The following is a 15,750-nucleotide window of genomic DNA, read 5'->3' on the forward strand; positions in this document are numbered from 1 at the left end:
GGAGAAGGATTCGAACCTTCGAAGGCTGAGCCGTCAGATTTACAGTCTGATCCCTTTGGCCACTCGGGAACCCCTCCTCAATTGCGGCCGCCATAGTAGTCAGAAACCTTTTATATGTAAAGTGTAAAATTGAATATATTGCTAAAGTTTATGACTGTTTGGTCGATAAATTAGCATCGAGCAATAGTAGTGATGTTTTTATATGCAAATTGAATCAACATTAGTCAATGAATTACAAATAGGGAACCGATTAAACGTCGCGATTGAACATAATCGTCGCGGTGAATTTGGTTTGCTATTGGCTATGTTGTCGGTTGATGCCGTTGATATGGCTCAATTTCAATTGGATAATGATATAGAGAGCACGCAAAAGCTACGAAGACAGTTTGCGGTACCGCCAGCGCAATTACTGGTTGATGATATATCAGTCCACCCGGACACTATCGATAACGCTATTGTGTTTCAGCAGCAAGGGGCAAGGCAGTTTCAACTTCAACAAGCATTAACGCCAGAAGCGCTTGTGATTAGAGGCTCTCAACCAGATGCGATGGTTGAAGTCTTAAGTAACTGTGATTACCTGACTAAAAATAAAGCCATTAATGCTTACCAACAACATACTCCAATAGAAGAGATGCATTTTCTGGATCAGCTCAATACACAACGTAAGATTTCAAATACCTTATCATTACAGTTGGCTTAACTGCTTAGGGTTAATACGGTGCTGTTACTCTTAGATAGTATAGAGTGAATATTTTTGGTAATTGTGAGCATGGCAAATAAAATTCAGCCAAAATTGGGTTATATTTGTGGTTCGACGTTAAACAAACTGATGGGGTGAGTAATGATTGAGAAAATTAAACAGCAACAAGGTAATGTCAATGACACCTGTGCGGAATGTGGTAGTTATGTTGATATTGGTGCCGTCGTTGAAGCAGAAGATACTTTATTGATGCTTAGTTTTGTCGGTGACGATGCATTGTTGCAAGCACAAGCTATGCAGCAAATAGCACAACAACGTTTTACTGATACAAAAGCTGAGATTGTTGATGAGGATAACACTATTGCTTTGAAGCTTGATTTCGCTTATAGCGTGGAGAAGATGATTTTTCAACTTGAAAATCAACTTTAGATTTATGGCACTTTGTAATGAAAATAAAAACGTGTTACGTGTTTGTTGTTAAACACTTTTTATGGGAGTGAGCATCGTGTGTCAACAATCCTAATTAAGCGTAACAATATATTACCAAAGGATTGCTGTTTTAGAGTATCGGGTGTAATCTGCTTTACTTAACCAAAGGTATAGTAGCTTATGCTAATCTAATATTCTAAATGTTTTTAACGCGAGTTTCGCTCCCGGTGCATTGCTGTTATATGTTGACTCACGCTGTGAATATCAGAAAATAATAATAAGTGTACTGAGTTAATAATGTTAAAGATTTAGAGTGATGAAGCCATTTTTTCGGAATGTAAATGAATCGAAAAGAGCAACAGCATTTATTGGAATTAATTGTAAATTCCAGTGCTAAACAACAAGGTGATTTCAAAAAAACCGCAGAGTTGGTATGCCAACAGCTGCGAGAATATTTCGCTGCGTCATTTGTATCTGTTTGGTCATTGAGAAATAAAAACGATAGTAACGGCTTTGCTGACGATGACGATTTTATCTGTGAGCATACTTTAGTCGCAAGCAAGGTTAACGACAAACTGAGTCATTTATCTCATTTGAGACAAATGACCATTGACCCTCAATATTTTAATGAGTTACGTTCCCATCGATATATTTTATCCACCGACAGCACGCATATAAATTTAGTTCAAACATTTTCTGAGTACTACCAACACCACAACATTGCCACCAGTATCGATATTGCCATCCGAATAAATGGCCATATAGAGGGCATTTTGTCGGTGGAAAGCTGTGAAGAGGCCCGTTGGATAAAATCTGATATTCAGTTTGCTATTCAATGTGCTGATCAATTGGCGTTAACGTTATCTACGCGCTATACCTATGATCGCAATGAACAAGTTTATATGTTGCGAAATGCTACCGAGCAATCAGAACATGTTGTCATGCTGGTGAATACCGATAGTCGTATTATTGAGTATGTTAACAGTGCCCACGAAAAAATGACCGGGTTACCCCGTTCTTCGGTTGAACATCATAGTGCTTCAAACCTCGATGTGTTTAGGCATACGCCACAACTGCTTGACCAGGTTATCAATAAATTACGTAATAGCGAGATCGTTAAAGGCGACCTTAAATTGGCGCGAATTGACGGTAGTGAATATTGGATAAATTATCATGTTACGCCGTTTGTAACGGAACAAGGTAAGCATTATGCGCTTGTGTCTAGTTACGATAATTCCGCAGAATATTTACACAAAGCCGAATTAGAGCGTTTGGCATGGCATTGTTCATTAACAGGACTACACAATCGTAGCCATTTTACCCCCATTCTAGATAGCGCTACTGAAGGTACATTAATTCTTATTGATTTATTAGGCTTCAAGCGTTTTAACGATACTCATGGCCATGAACAAGGTGACGCCTTATTAATTGAGACGGCAAGACGTTTACAATATTTTGCAGAGACTTCCAACGCTATTGATGTCGCCAGAATAGGTAGCGATGAATTTGCTGTATTATTGCCGCCGATGTTACCGGATACAGATGTCGAACAAATGATCAGCCAGCTTTACATGAATCTGGCCGCTTCATCAGTCATCTATCGAGAAAAAGTAGAACCTAGACCCGCCATTGCCGTAGTCGATATCAAGTCAGTAGTCGGCTTGTTCAACCCGTTATCTTGTGCTGATATTACGTTACAAGTTGCTAAGAAAAACAATGATATTCATTATCAATTCTTTAATGAAGCGCTACTTGAAGCTTTTAACACTAAAGCAGAGATAGAGCATGATTTACACCACGCTATTCGCGGTCGAGAGTTTGAGTTGTATTATCAACCCTTAATGGATCTGCAAAATAATCAGTATATTGGTGCAGAAGCATTAATTCGCTGGCATCACCCTAAAAAAGGGGTGCTTTATCCAGGTGCGTTTATCGAAATAGCAGAACAAACCGGGATGATTAATCAAATTGGTGAATGGGTATTAGAAACGGCCTGTAAGCAATTGAATTTGTGGCAGCATAAAGATGTCAACATTGCGATGCATGTGAATGTTGCCGCGCGACAATTTTTTAGCGGTAACTTGTATGAACAAGTTTGGCGTTTCGTTACGCGCTATCGTATTAAGCCTAAGACTTTGATCCTTGAAATAACTGAAACTGAACTCATGGGAGATATTCGCTATGCAATTAAGTTATGTCATGAATTGGCCGAATTAGGTGTCGGTTTAGCGATTGATGATTTTGGTACAGGTTACAGTTCGATGAAATACCTTAAGCAATTCCCCATTTCGAAATTAAAAATAGATCGCTCATTTATTATGGATATCTGTTCTAGCCACGAAAGCCGTGAGATTGTCAGTGCGATTATCGCGATGGCTAAAGCACTGAATATTTCGTTAACCGCTGAAGGGGTTGAAACCAAAGAACAGGAAGCGTTTTTAACATTGAACGCTTGCGATCATGCTCAAGGGTTTTTATATAGCCCAGCTATACGTGTTAATGATTTTGCCTTGTTTATTAATGCCCATGAGATGAAACGACACCAACAGGCATTAAGTGAGCAACATGTTGGCTGAGTCGTCGTATTTCATCCTTGTGGAGCATAAGATTTTTACGGGTAATGATTGAAATTATCTTTAAGCAGTATTCTACAAAATGCTAAATAGCCTTTTCACAGCGTCTTTTACTCAATTTTTATTTATCAATAGCAGATTAATTCACTATTGCTCTGCAACGAGCTATTCGACGACATCAGCAACTAGGCTTATTTTTAAGCGGATGGGTAGCGTATTACTCACCGTTGCTAACCCGTGCGCTTAGCACAGCATTGTTTGAATTTTTTGCCGCTATGACAGATACAAGGGTCATTCCTGCCTGGTAACCGAGTTTGCATTTGGTGTCCGTGAGTATAAAACCAATGGCCATCTTGTTTGATAAATGACGAACACTCATAAATAGCATCAATGTGTTTGTTTTCAATAAACCAAGCTTTAAAGGTTACTTCGCCATATTCAGATTGTTGTGTCGATGACATTACCACTAAACCCAACCACTGGGTTTTACCTTGGGCAAGTTGTTGTTCAGTCAAACCGTGTAAATATTGTGGATGATGCGTCGCAATCAAATAGCGGAAATGACGCAACACAAAGGCACAATAACGAGACCGCATTAAACGCTCTGGTATCTCTGCCACAGCACGACCTAAATGATATGGCTCACAGCATTGCTCGTAGGGACGTGAACTGCCACAGGGGCAGTGTGTCGATTTAGCGTCTAATAAATCATTATTCTTCATCAAGTTTATTATTTTGCGGCTGCAGCAATAAATTGCCGACCATAATATAGATTCGGTACCGGTTTCGCATCATAGTAAAAATGGGGCGCGGCGTGAGTGTTAGAGTCGACGCTAATTTTCCATTGTTGCTTGCTGTCTTTGGTAAAAACAGTCACAAACTTACCGGCAAACTCACTGATCGGTTCACCAGACTCTTTTCCTGGGTGAAACCGCACTAAATAATAACCAATGTAGGTTGCGCTATTTGGTTCGCTATAACGTACAAGTACACGAAAGTCGACTTCAAGTTTAGCGTGTTTAGTTTTAATCTTATTAAAAAATCGGCTATACAGATCTAAAATGTTTTCTTTACCGCTAATGATGCCTCGGTCTTGTGTTTCAGAAATATACACAGCATCGTCAGTGTATATTTGCTCAATGGCGGTTAAATCTAATTGTTCAAAAGCTTGAGTCAATTTTGTAAAATTAGCATTCAACGTCTGATGAGGGATCGACTCTGCGGCATAAACGTTCAACGTGATTCCGCTCAAACCCACTGCTAGCAGAAGTAGAGACGACCATGGCGCATTCAATAAGGTCAATATTTTTTTCAAGGATTAGTTCTCTTTTTAGCTAACGGTGTTTTTCAAGGCAGTTGTCGCCTAAATCAATAATTGAAGCGATACCGTAACCGTAACTATAATTTATTCATCAACTTTGCTAAAGCGTAGAATCTTTACAAAGTATGTAGGAGGTCCATATGTTGTTAAGTGATGACCCATTATTCTTACAAGAAATGGCCGATGTGACTCCTATTAAACATCAACATCAAACACAGACTGCCCAAACATGGCCTAATCCATTAAGAGTAACAGATGCTCAACTGGCAAAGCGAGCGGCAGCAGAGCAACATGAGTTGTTAGCGTTATTGCCCACCGATCCTTATTTATTCAAACCGCTTAAGCCCGACGATGTGGTGAGCTATAAAATGGATGGCATTCAAGACGAAGTGTTTACACAACTTCGACTGGGTAAATATCGATTCAATACTGTGTTGGATTTACATCAATATCGGCTTTTACAGGCCCGTGAAAGTTTACTTAATTACGTATTAAGTGCTTATGAACACGGAGAACGTAACATACTGGTTATTCATGGTAAGGGTTATAAAAGCAAACCTTATGCAGCATTAATGAAATCTGCAGTATGTCATTGGTTACAATTTATCGAGCCGGTTACCGCGTATCATTCTGCCACAAAAGAATGTGGCGGGGTCGGCGCGCTATTTGTGATGCTAAAAAAATCACAGCAAAAAAGAATTGAAAATGGCGAGTTGAATAGAAAAGGTCGTGGTTTTAGATAGGTTTACATTAAATCGAGAGTATTTATATAAAATAATGGCGCTATTATTGACTAGCGCCATTATTTTAAGTGAAAAAATTAGATGTGAAGTAGCGGCCTCTTAATGATCGTTTATTTGCATCAGTCACTGCAACCAATCGCTACAATCGGTCGCTGAAACAATCGGTCATCACATCGAGGGTTACCAGCCACACTGGCGGTTTGCCTGTGTATTTTGTTCATCTAACCAGACTTGCAAAGGGGCAAAGTAATCTAACACTGCTTTGGCGTCCATTTTGTCTGAACCTGTCACAACGTTAAGCGCTTCAGGCCAAGGTTTGCTGGCACCCATTTCGAGCATTTGATTCAGTTTAGCTCCTGCTGCTTTGTTACCATAAATGCTACAACGGTGAACAGGACCTGTGTCACCTGCAATATCACACAGTGCTTTATGGAATTGGAACTGCAGTACATGGGCTAAGAAATAACGCGTATAGGGGACATTGCCTGGGACATGATATTTAGCACCAGGATCAAAATCCGCTTCAGTACGCTCAATGGGTGCTTTAACACCTTGATATTTTTCACGTAGCTCCCACCAAGCTTGGTTATATTGCTCCGGTTTGATGGTGCCGTTAAATACTTGCCAGCGCCATTGATCAATCATTAACCCAAAAGGCATAAAGGCAATTTTATCTAATGCTTGCTTTAACAATAATCCAATGTCTTTAGACGCATCGGGGACCGTTTCAAGTAAGCCAATTTTCTGCAAATACTTAGGCGTAATAGATAAGGCTATTGTGTCGCCAATCGCTTCATGGAAGCCATCATTTGCTGAGTTTTTAAAGATGAAAGGCTGGTTTTTATAGGCTCGTTGATAAAAATTATGGCCTAATTCATGATGAATAACACTAAAGTCTTCAGCATTTTTCTGAATACACATTTTAATGCGGATATCATCTAGGTTATCCAAGTCCCACGCCGATGCATGGCACACCACATCACGGCCTTGAGGTTGTACAAACATTGAACGGGTCCAAAATGTTTCTGGTAATGCGCCAAACCCAAGTGAAGTGAAGAAACCTTCAGCTTGTTTTACCATTTTAATTTCATCATAGCCGTTTTGGGCTAATAGTTCGGTCACGTTATAGCCAGGGTCTGCATCTTTAGGTGCAACACTATTATAGATAGTACCCCATTGTTGAGCCCACATATTCCCCAGTAAATGCGCTGGAATAGGGCCCGTCTTTGGCGCAACGTCATCACCATATTGTTGGTTTAATTCGCCGCGAACATAGCAATGTAATGAGTCATAAAGCGGCTTTATTTGTGCCCAGAGCCGATCAAGTTCTGCTGAAAATGCCTCAGGCTCCATGTCGTATTGGCTGCGCCACAGTTCAGACAAGTCGGTATAACCTAGATCGCTTGCGCCTTGATTGGCTAATTCAACTTCGCGTTCAAATAACGGACGCATGGGTTTGGCTATTTCACGCCAACCTTTCCATGCTTCTAAAAGCAAAGCAGGGTCTTTTGACTCTGCCATAATATTAGATAACTCAGGTTGAGTAAGGCAGCGACCGTCAGCAAAGCAATATTTACCTTTGCCGTAAAGTCCATTGAGCTGTGAGACGATACTAGCCAGCTCGGCATTTTTAGCTGCATCAAGTGGAGCGGGTAATACTATGCTACTGCGAAGGCTGTTAAGCTTGCGTGCATTGACAGGGTCTAAATCTACGTTAGCGTATTTGGCCGCTTCAGTTGCATAGCGCACTGATGTGGAGGTTACTTTTTCTCCCATTGCAGCAGATAAAGCCGCGGTGTCATCTGTAATGAAATTGGAATAGATCCATTCTGCACGGTTAGCTTCAATCGATAAACTGGCTAAATCAGCCTCTGCGCGGTTAACAAAATTTATTGCGGCTGCGATATCTGTTTTTTCATCAGCAGCCTCAGTGGTGACAGTCGTGTCGTTACACGCACACAATCCTAATGCGATTGAGACAATAAGTGCAATTTGGGACGGTCGTTTTAAAGGCAAATTCATTTGTTTGCATCCTTGTTTTTCTTGTCGTAATGAGTGTACCGAAAAATAGCAAACTTTGCATATAAGTTAACAATCTGATGCGGTTGTTACTGTTTTTGTTGTTTGCATAAACAAAGAAAGCTAACAATTTCGATTGACATCTGTGCGCTCAATGATTAATTTAAACAGGTGTTTAAATTAACTTGGGTCTTGGAATGGCAAGTCGTACTGATACAAAAACAAGAATACTCGATGCAGCTGAAAAGTTGTTTGCTGAAAGAGGTTTTTCTGAAACGTCGTTACGACTGATTACGAGTAAAGCTGAAGTCAATTTGGCGTCGGTCAATTACCATTTTGGTTCGAAAAAAGAATTAATTCGTGCTGTATTAGCAAGATACTTAGATGTGTTTATGCCAAGCGCTTCGATAGAGATTAATCGTTTACATAATGCGCCTGAAAATGCATCACTAAACGAGATTTTTTCTGCTTTAATTAACCCGTTACTTGAATTGAATAAGGTACGTAACGGCGGCACGATTATCTTCTTACAGTTGTTGGGCCGAGGTTACATAGAAAGCCAAGGGCATTTGCGCTGGTTTATCACCACACACTATGGCGAACATTTAGCCACATTTGTTCAAGCTGTATCAGCCAGCGTTCCGCATATTCCCGCGGCTGAAATGTTTTGGCGTTTGCATTTCACTTTAGGAACTATTGTGTTCACTATGGCTTCTGCAGATGCCTTAAATGAAATTGCCGCGGCAGATTATGGTGAACATAACAATATTGAAGCCATTATTCGTAAAGTTATCCCCTACATGGCAGCTGGTGTTGCTGTCCCTGTGTTAACAAACTAAGAAGGTATAAAATGACCATCGTCATATTGCTTATTATAGCGATCATCGTCCTCTTTGGCGTACGTAATATCAGGATGCAATTTATCACGCGTCCAGTATTCTCATTTTTCAAAAAAGTGTTGCCTCCATTGTCGAGTACCGAGAAAGAAGCAATGGAAGCCGGTGATGTTTGGTGGGAAGGTGAGTTATTCCGCGGAAAACCAAACTGGAACACCTTACACAGTTATGGTAAACCAACGTTAAGTGCAGAAGAAAAAGACTTTATTGATAATCAAGTACAAACCGCATTAACCATGATTGACGATTTCGATATTGTCCATAATCGTAAAGATTTACCGCCAGAGTTATGGCAATATTTTAAAGAACAAGGCTTTTTTGCGTTAATTATTCCTAAAAAGTACGGCGGGCGTGAATTTTCAGCTTATGCAAACTCAACGATTGTGGCTAAAATTGCCACCCGCAGTGTCAGTGCTGCCGTTACCGTTATGGTGCCTAACTCTTTAGGCCCAGGTGAGCTATTAACGCATTACGGCACTCAAGAGCAAAAAGAGCGTTGGTTGCCATCGTTAGCTGTGGGTAAAGATATTCCCTGTTTCGCGTTAACGGGTCCAGAAGCGGGCAGTGATGCTGGCGCAATCCCTGACTTGGGTATTGTGTGTCGCCGTGAGTTTGAAGGCGAAGAGACATTAGGCTTAAGTTTAACTTGGAACAAGCGTTACATTACCTTAGCACCTGTAGCGACAGTATTAGGGTTAGCATTCCAAATGCGCGATCCTGACGGTTTGTTAGGTGAGATTAAAAACCTAGGTATTACTTGTGCGTTGATCCCAACGGATCATCAAGGCGTTGAAATCGGTCGTCGTCATAATCCATTAATGATGGGGTTTATGAACGGTACTACCAGTGGTGAAGATGTATTCATTCCATTAGATTGGATTATTGGTGGACCACAGTTTGCGGGTAAAGGCTGGCGTATGCTGGTTGAATGTTTGTCTGCAGGACGTGGTATTTCATTACCTGCGCTTGCTACTGCATCTGGCCATGTGGCCACTAAAACGACCACAGCGTATAGTTATGTTCGTCAACAGTTCGGTATGCCAATCGGTCACTTTGAAGGCGTACAAGAGGCTATGGCGCGTATTATTGCCAATACTTACCAGCTTGAAGCCGCCCGTCGTTTAACCACTCAAGGTATCGACTTAAAAGTTAAACCTTCTGTGGTTACCGCAATTGCTAAATACCATATGACAGAGTTAGGTCGTGATGTATTAGAAGACGCAATGGACATTCAGTCGGGTAAAGGTATCCAATTAGGACCTAAAAACTATTTAGGTCATGCATACATGGCAACTCCTATTTCAATTACCGTAGAAGGTGCAAACATTTTGACTCGGTCATTGATGATTTTTGGCCAAGGTGCAACGCGCTGTCATCCCTACGTTTTGGCTGAAATGGAAGCCGCGGCGATGGAAGATGAGACATCGGCATTAGACCGTTTCGATTCTCTTTTACTGGGACACATAGGTTATGCGATCGGTAACGCATTACGATCATTGGGTAATGCGTTAACGGGCAGTCGTTTTGCCAGTGCGCCAGTGAGCGGTCCGACGCAGCAATATTACCGTGATATGACGCGTATCTCTTCATCACTTGCCATCATGACTGATGTTTCGATGTTGATCATGGGCGGCGACCTTAAACGTAAAGAAATGCTCTCTGCACGTATGGGGGATGTATTAAGTCAGCTATACCTAGCGTCTGCCACGTTGAAACTGTTTGAAGATAATGGTCGTCAACAAGATGATTTACCTGCAGTGCATTATGTGATGACGGAGCGTTTACATTTAGCGGCTAAAGCGTTGAATGATGCTATCCATAATTTCCCAAGCAAAATCGCGGCAGTATTACTGCGAGTATTGATTTTTCCATTAGGGAATCACTTTAGCGCACCAAGCGACAAGTTGGCGATTGATTTAGTGACCGGTATGCTAAAGCCTGGACCTGCACGAGACCGAATCACTTTCCTTTGTAGTGATGTTGAAGATGACCAAAGTGGTATTGCGGAAGTAGAGCAAGCTTTCTTAGCCAAATATGCTGCAAAAGAGCTGTATAAAAAGTTGAAGAAAGCTCAACGTAGCGGTCATATAAAATCCAAGCTTCCAATGCTTGAGTTATTTGACGTAGCGTTAGCAAAAGACATTATCACTGAAGCTGAACATAAACAGCTTGTCGAAGCAGATGAATTGCGCTTAGCCGCTATTAACGTCAATGACTTTGAGACGCTATAATGTAAGTTGATTACTTTTATGTCAGTCTTTGATGTAAATCATTGGCGCCAAATAAACCCTGACTCTGTCGGGGTTTTTTTTCATTACAACAAAGCGATAAACAGACATTGTTAGAAATACAACAAGGGAGGGATAGGCGAATTTAGGGGGGATAGGCGGTTCATTACTAGCGTTCTAAATTTAACCCATAAAAAAAGCCAATCCGAAGACTGGCTTTAGGGTTAACGAGATAATCACAATATAAAAACTATTGAGTGTTACTCGCTACGCGTAGTTGTTGATTATGCAACAATAAGTACTTTACAAGTGTTAGTGCCACCGATCGTTTCCATCGCGTCACCTTTAGTCATGAGTACCAGATCACCACTGACCAAATAACCGGCGTTAACCATGCAGTTTAATGCTTCTTTAGCTAATTCATCAGCAGGATAAGCTGTTGAATCAAACTCAATAGGCTGTACACCACGGAACATAGCCATGCTAGCTAATGTTTTTTGATGACGTGATAATGCAAAAATCGGCAAACCAGAGCTGATACGTGACATTAATTTAGCTGTCGCGCCAGATTCCGTTAACGAAATAATCGCTTTAACACCTGGCAAGTGGTTAGCAGCATACATGGTTGATAGTGCTATCGTTTCTTCAACTGAAGAGAAACGTTCATCCATACGGTGCTTAGACACATTTACACTTGGGTGTAACTCTGCGCCTAAACAAACGTTAGCCATTGCCATAACGGTTTCTTCAGGGAAATCGCCCGCAGCGGTTTCTGCTGAGAGCATCACTGCATCAGTACCGTCTAACACTGCGTTAGCCACGTCCATCACTTCAGCACGTGTTGGCATTGGGCTTGAAATCATTGATTCCATCATTTGTGTTGCAGTGATCACGGCTTTGTTGAGTTGACGCGAACGTTGAATTAACCGTTTTTGTACAGCAACAAGTGCCGCATCGCCGATTTCAACACCTAAGTCACCACGAGCAACCATGACGACGTCTGATGCTCGGATAACATCGTCCATAGCTTCGTCAGATTCAACCGCTTCTGCACGCTCAACTTTAGCGACAATTAATGCTTTACTGCCCGCTTCAAGTGCTAACGAACGTGCTAAATCAAGATCCGCACCCGTTCGAGGAAACGATACTGCTAAGTAATCAACATCAATCAACGCAGCTGTTTTGATATCCGCCATGTCTTTTTCAGTGAGGGCAGGAGCGGTTAAGCCGCCGCCTTTTTTGTTGATGCCTTTGTTATTTGATAACGGGCCTGCTATTGTAACGCTAGTGAAGACTTTATTACCCTCAACACGTTCAACTTTTAACTGCACTCGGCCATCATCAAGCATTAATATATCGCCAATAACGACATCATTAGGTAATTGCTTGTAATCGATACCTACTTGAGTTTCATCACCTTCGCCCTTTGCTAAATCAGCATCAAGGATAAAAGCATCACCTAAGTTAAGCTTGATCTTTTTGTTATCTTTAAAGGTAGAAATACGAATTTTAGGCCCTTGCAAGTCACCTAAAATAGCGACGTGTTTGCCCAATTCTTTAGCAATCCTACGTGTATCTGTAGCACGCTTTAAATGATCTTCTGGTGAACCGTGTGAGAAGTTAAGTCTAACAACGTTAGCACCTGCCACGATAATTTTACGTAAATTGTCATCGCGATCAGTTGCTGGCCCTAGTGTAGTAACGATTTTAGTTCTGCGGAACATAAGATACTCCGTTAATGATAAGAAAGATTTTGTGTTAAATAGAATTTGGTTATTTAAAGTGCTTAAGCAATCTCGGCACTTAAATGATGTAACTATATTAACAGACATTCTCAACAAATGTAGTAAAGTTACAAACAAAAAGATCGTTTTTAATGTGTAATTTATGTGACAGATCAGCGATTTTTGCAATAAAAAAAGCCAAACAGAATAAACCGTTTGGCTTTATGAACAATATTTGATTGCGATGCATGATAATTTACACGATTAAACATAACTAAATTGTGTAATTATTTACCAGTTATCTTGTAAGATTTGTGCAAAATTCACTGTATAAATGAGAATGAGTTCGGCGTTGTGTCGATTGACGATAGATGTTGAGTTAAACGATCCTCAAACGAACAATGTCTGATCATCCGTAATATCTTCGTTTAATCGGCCATCAATTTAAATAGTCAAATCCTTGTTCACTCGAGATTCTTTCAATACTTCTTTAACGCGTTTTAAATTATCACGAAAACGAGGGCCTCGGCGTAAGGTAAACCCTGTTGCCAATACGTCTATGGTAACCAGTTGCGCTAAGCGCGATGCCATTGGTAAATACATGTCAGTATCTTCGGGCACTTCCATTGTTACAGGTAATGTACATTCAAGAGAAAGTGGCGAATTACGGGCTGTGATACCAATGACTGCGGCGCCATTTTCACGAGCGATACGGGCTATTTCAATCAGTGATTTAGTCCGGCCAGTGTGCGAGATTAATACCACTACGTCGCCTTCATTACAGTTAATACAGCTCATGCGCTGCATTAACACATCATCGAAACATATCACTGGTACATTAAAGCGAAAGAACTTGTTTTGCGCATCATGGGCTACAGAGGCTGAGGCACCAAGGCCAAAAAATGAAATAGTCTTAGCTTGAGTTAGAATATCAACGGCTTTATTTATCGCCGCTGTGTCTAAACTTTGGCGTGCAGTATCAAGCGATGCCATTGATGATTCGAAGATTTTTGTGGTATATGAATCGGGTGAATCATCTTCTTCAACGTGACGGCTAACATAAGGTGTACCGTTAGCAAGACTTTGAGCCAAATGTAACTTAAAATCAGGGAACCCCTTAGTGTCGAGTCGACGACAAAAGCGATTGACGGTTGGCTCACTTACATCAGCCATCTTGGCTAAGGTGGCGATACTTGAATGTATAGCTGTTTGCGGTGAGGCTAATATGACTTCGGCAACTTTACGTTCCGATTTACTAAATTGGGTAAGGCTTTTTTGAACCTTTTCAAGGGTATTCATAAGCATGCATCCGCTAGAAAGTAGCTAAAAGTAGGTGATGTAATTTTATATCATAACTTACAGGAATTACGTAAATTAAGTTATTTATTTACTTATGGTAGTAATCCGTAATTATTTTTCAATACATAGATCATGGTTAAATGGTTCTCAATCTTTGTTATTGGTAGAAAATCATAGCAGATAATAGATACACATGACTAGATTAAAAACAATACAATAAATGCAAATTAAAGATGCAAAATTTAAATTCTGTTGTTATATTACAACAAAAGTGTGCTTTTATTCATTTATTCATTGACCAAATTGGAACATGACACACACATATAATCAGGAGAGCTTTAAGCAATGGGCAAATCAATTGGAGCCAAGGCTTGTGACTTCGTACTTTTCGGTACTAAAGGCGATTTAGCTAGGCGTAAACTATTACCTTCCCTATATCAGCTAGATAAAGCAGAATTGCTTGATAAAGAAACCAAGGTAATCGGTGTAGCAAAAGACGCATTTACTCAAGAAGAGTTTATCGCCCTCGTTACTAAAGCATTAAATACATTTGTAAAAGACGAACTTTGCCCAACCACGCTAGCGCGCTTCCTCAGTCGTTGTCATTATATTGGTACCAATTTTAAAGATCCTGAAGGTTATCGTGCCTTCCACGATTTACTTGAACCCAGTAAGCGCGTCATGGTGAATTACTTCGCAACGCCTCCTTCGATTTTTGGTGTCATCTGCCGCTGTTTACATGCACAAAACCTGATTCAATCTGATACCCGTGTTGTGCTTGAAAAGCCGATTGGTACCGACTTGGAATCATCACATGTAATTAATAACCAAGTGGCTGAATTTTTCAATGAGAATCAGGTATATCGTATCGATCATTATCTTGGTAAAGAAACGGTACAAAATCTAATTGCTCTGCGTTTTGCTAATTCTTTATTTGCCTCTAAATGGGATAACCGTACGATTGATCATGTCCAGATCACGGTTGCTGAAGAAGTGGGTATTGAAGGGCGTTGGGGCTACTTTGATGGCGCTGGACAAATGCGCGACATGATCCAAAACCATTTATTACAAGTGTTAACCTTGGTTGCGATGGATCCACCGGTCAATTTAGATGCTGACAGTATTCGTGACGAAAAAGTAAAAGTGCTTAAGTCACTGCGTCCCATTAACCAAGAGAATGTGTATGAAAATACTGTTCGGGGTCAATACAGTGCCGGCTTCTTAAAAGGCTCACCCGTTCCTGGTTATCTTGAAGAAGAAGATGCCAACACCCAATCGAATACCGAAACCTTTGTGGCGTTACGTGTAGATATCGATAACTGGCGTTGGGCTGGCGTACCATTCTACTTGCGCAGTGGTAAGCGTATGCCATTTAAGAGCAGTGAAATTGTGGTGTACTTTAAAAACCCACCGCATAACTTATACCGTGCAAGCTACCGTAATCTCCCACCGAATAAACTGACTATTCGTTTGCAACCTCACGAAGGGGTTGAAATTCAGATGATGAACAAGGTGCCAGGTCTTGAGCAAAAGCAACGTCTTCAAACCACTAAGCTTGATTTAAGTTTCAGTGACACCTTTAAAAATGAACGCATTGCAGATGCTTATGAGCGTTTGTTACTTGAAGCCATGCTTGGTAATCAAGCGCTGTTTGTTCGTCGTGATGAAGTTGAGCAAGCGTGGACATGGGTCGATGGTATTATTCAGTCATGGGAACAAAGTGGCGAAAAACCTAAACCATACCCTGCTGGTACGTGGGGACCTGTTGCATCCGTTGCATTGATAACCAAAGATGGTCGTTCTTGGGACGAGTAGGGA

Annotated in this window: 12 protein-coding genes; 7 read left to right on the forward strand and 5 right to left on the reverse strand. The window is 40.8% G+C overall.

The features are described 5' to 3' along the window. The first annotated feature begins 202 nt into the window (after positions 1 to 202). The 3 genes from AAEY93_RS10875 to AAEY93_RS10885 all read left to right on the forward strand — a co-directional run bounded on the left by AAEY93_RS10875 (position 203) and on the right by AAEY93_RS10885 (position 3,705). Positions 203 to 700: a VC2046/SO_2500 family protein gene (locus AAEY93_RS10875; RefSeq protein ID WP_101031751.1), complete on the forward strand. Its 498-nt coding sequence runs from the start codon at positions 203 to 205 to the stop codon at positions 698 to 700. A gap of 141 nt (positions 701 to 841) precedes the next feature. After that, entirely contained in the window at positions 842 to 1,129 is a 288-nt protein-coding gene (locus AAEY93_RS10880; protein ID WP_101031749.1) for a DUF406 family protein, read from the forward strand. A 341-nt stretch (positions 1,130 to 1,470) separates the two neighbouring features. Continuing rightward, entirely contained in the window at positions 1,471 to 3,705 is a 2,235-nt protein-coding gene (locus AAEY93_RS10885; protein ID WP_124011512.1) for a bifunctional diguanylate cyclase/phosphodiesterase, read from the forward strand. A 227-nt stretch (positions 3,706 to 3,932) separates the two neighbouring features. Here AAEY93_RS10885 and AAEY93_RS10890 read toward each other — a convergent pair whose 3' ends face one another. Further along, positions 3,933 to 4,424 (reverse strand): YchJ family protein, encoded by a 492-nt coding sequence (locus tag AAEY93_RS10890; protein WP_124011511.1) that lies wholly within the window; start codon positions 4,422 to 4,424, stop codon positions 3,933 to 3,935. 8 nt (positions 4,425 to 4,432) lie between these two features. Next, complete coding sequence (locus AAEY93_RS10895) at positions 4,433 to 5,017, reverse strand: YybH family protein (protein ID WP_233768532.1); 585 nt, start codon at positions 5,015 to 5,017, stop codon at positions 4,433 to 4,435. A 146-nt stretch (positions 5,018 to 5,163) separates the two neighbouring features. Here AAEY93_RS10895 and smrA point away from each other — a divergent pair, with 146 nt between their 5' ends. Then, positions 5,164 to 5,766: a DNA endonuclease SmrA gene (smrA, locus tag AAEY93_RS10900; RefSeq protein ID WP_124011510.1), complete on the forward strand. Its 603-nt coding sequence runs from the start codon at positions 5,164 to 5,166 to the stop codon at positions 5,764 to 5,766. A gap of 180 nt (positions 5,767 to 5,946) precedes the next feature. Here the strand turns inward: smrA and AAEY93_RS10905 are convergent, their stop codons facing one another. Continuing rightward, the gene (locus AAEY93_RS10905) at positions 5,947 to 7,788 is read right to left on the reverse strand and encodes a M2 family metallopeptidase (RefSeq protein WP_124011509.1); all 1,842 of its coding nucleotides are present in this window, start codon (positions 7,786 to 7,788) and stop codon (positions 5,947 to 5,949) included. A gap of 194 nt (positions 7,789 to 7,982) precedes the next feature. Here AAEY93_RS10905 and psrA point away from each other — a divergent pair, with 194 nt between their 5' ends. Continuing rightward, positions 7,983 to 8,624: a TetR family transcriptional repressor PsrA gene (gene psrA, locus AAEY93_RS10910; RefSeq protein WP_124011508.1), complete on the forward strand. Its 642-nt coding sequence runs from the start codon at positions 7,983 to 7,985 to the stop codon at positions 8,622 to 8,624. 11 nt (positions 8,625 to 8,635) lie between these two features. After that, on the forward strand, positions 8,636 to 10,912 hold the full coding sequence (locus tag AAEY93_RS10915; protein WP_124011507.1) for an acyl-CoA dehydrogenase: 2,277 nt from the start codon (positions 8,636 to 8,638) through the stop codon (positions 10,910 to 10,912). 281 nt (positions 10,913 to 11,193) lie between these two features. Here AAEY93_RS10915 and pyk read toward each other — a convergent pair whose 3' ends face one another. Both pyk and AAEY93_RS10925 read right to left on the reverse strand, forming a co-directional pair. After that, positions 11,194 to 12,633: a pyruvate kinase gene (pyk, locus tag AAEY93_RS10920; RefSeq protein ID WP_124011506.1), complete on the reverse strand. Its 1,440-nt coding sequence runs from the start codon at positions 12,631 to 12,633 to the stop codon at positions 11,194 to 11,196. A gap of 444 nt (positions 12,634 to 13,077) precedes the next feature. Further along, positions 13,078 to 13,932: a MurR/RpiR family transcriptional regulator gene (locus tag AAEY93_RS10925; protein WP_101031733.1), complete on the reverse strand. Its 855-nt coding sequence runs from the start codon at positions 13,930 to 13,932 to the stop codon at positions 13,078 to 13,080. Positions 13,933 to 14,277: 345 nt separating this feature from the next. Here AAEY93_RS10925 and zwf point away from each other — a divergent pair, with 345 nt between their 5' ends. After that, positions 14,278 to 15,747, forward strand: coding sequence for a glucose-6-phosphate dehydrogenase (zwf, locus tag AAEY93_RS10930; RefSeq protein WP_101031731.1), 1,470 nt, complete (start codon positions 14,278 to 14,280; stop codon positions 15,745 to 15,747). Positions 15,748 to 15,750: the final 3 nt, after the last annotated feature.

Source organism: Shewanella sp. CAL98-MNA-CIBAN-0140, from assembly GCF_040309905.1.
GTDB lineage: Bacteria > Pseudomonadota > Gammaproteobacteria > Enterobacterales > Shewanellaceae > Shewanella > Shewanella psychromarinicola.

Bases quoted from the DNA above. Each gene is read 5' to 3' on its own strand.
- AAEY93_RS10875 (WP_101031751.1), top strand. From the start codon at position 203: ATGCAAATTGAATCAACATTAGTCAATGAATTACAAATAGGGAACCGA.
- AAEY93_RS10880 (WP_101031749.1), top strand. From the start codon at position 842: ATGATTGAGAAAATTAAACAGCAACAAGGTAATGTCAATGACACCTGT.
- AAEY93_RS10885 (WP_124011512.1), top strand. From the start codon at position 1,471: ATGAATCGAAAAGAGCAACAGCATTTATTGGAATTAATTGTAAATTCC.
- AAEY93_RS10890 (WP_124011511.1), bottom strand. From the start codon at position 4,424: ATGAAGAATAATGATTTATTAGACGCTAAATCGACACACTGCCCCTGT.
- smrA (WP_124011510.1), top strand. From the start codon at position 5,164: ATGTTGTTAAGTGATGACCCATTATTCTTACAAGAAATGGCCGATGTG.
- AAEY93_RS10905 (WP_124011509.1), bottom strand. From the start codon at position 7,788: ATGAATTTGCCTTTAAAACGACCGTCCCAAATTGCACTTATTGTCTCA.
- psrA (WP_124011508.1), top strand. From the start codon at position 7,983: ATGGCAAGTCGTACTGATACAAAAACAAGAATACTCGATGCAGCTGAA.
- AAEY93_RS10915 (WP_124011507.1), top strand. From the start codon at position 8,636: ATGACCATCGTCATATTGCTTATTATAGCGATCATCGTCCTCTTTGGC.
- pyk (WP_124011506.1), bottom strand. From the start codon at position 12,633: ATGTTCCGCAGAACTAAAATCGTTACTACACTAGGGCCAGCAACTGAT.
- AAEY93_RS10925 (WP_101031733.1), bottom strand. From the start codon at position 13,932: ATGAATACCCTTGAAAAGGTTCAAAAAAGCCTTACCCAATTTAGTAAA.
- zwf (WP_101031731.1), top strand. From the start codon at position 14,278: ATGGGCAAATCAATTGGAGCCAAGGCTTGTGACTTCGTACTTTTCGGT.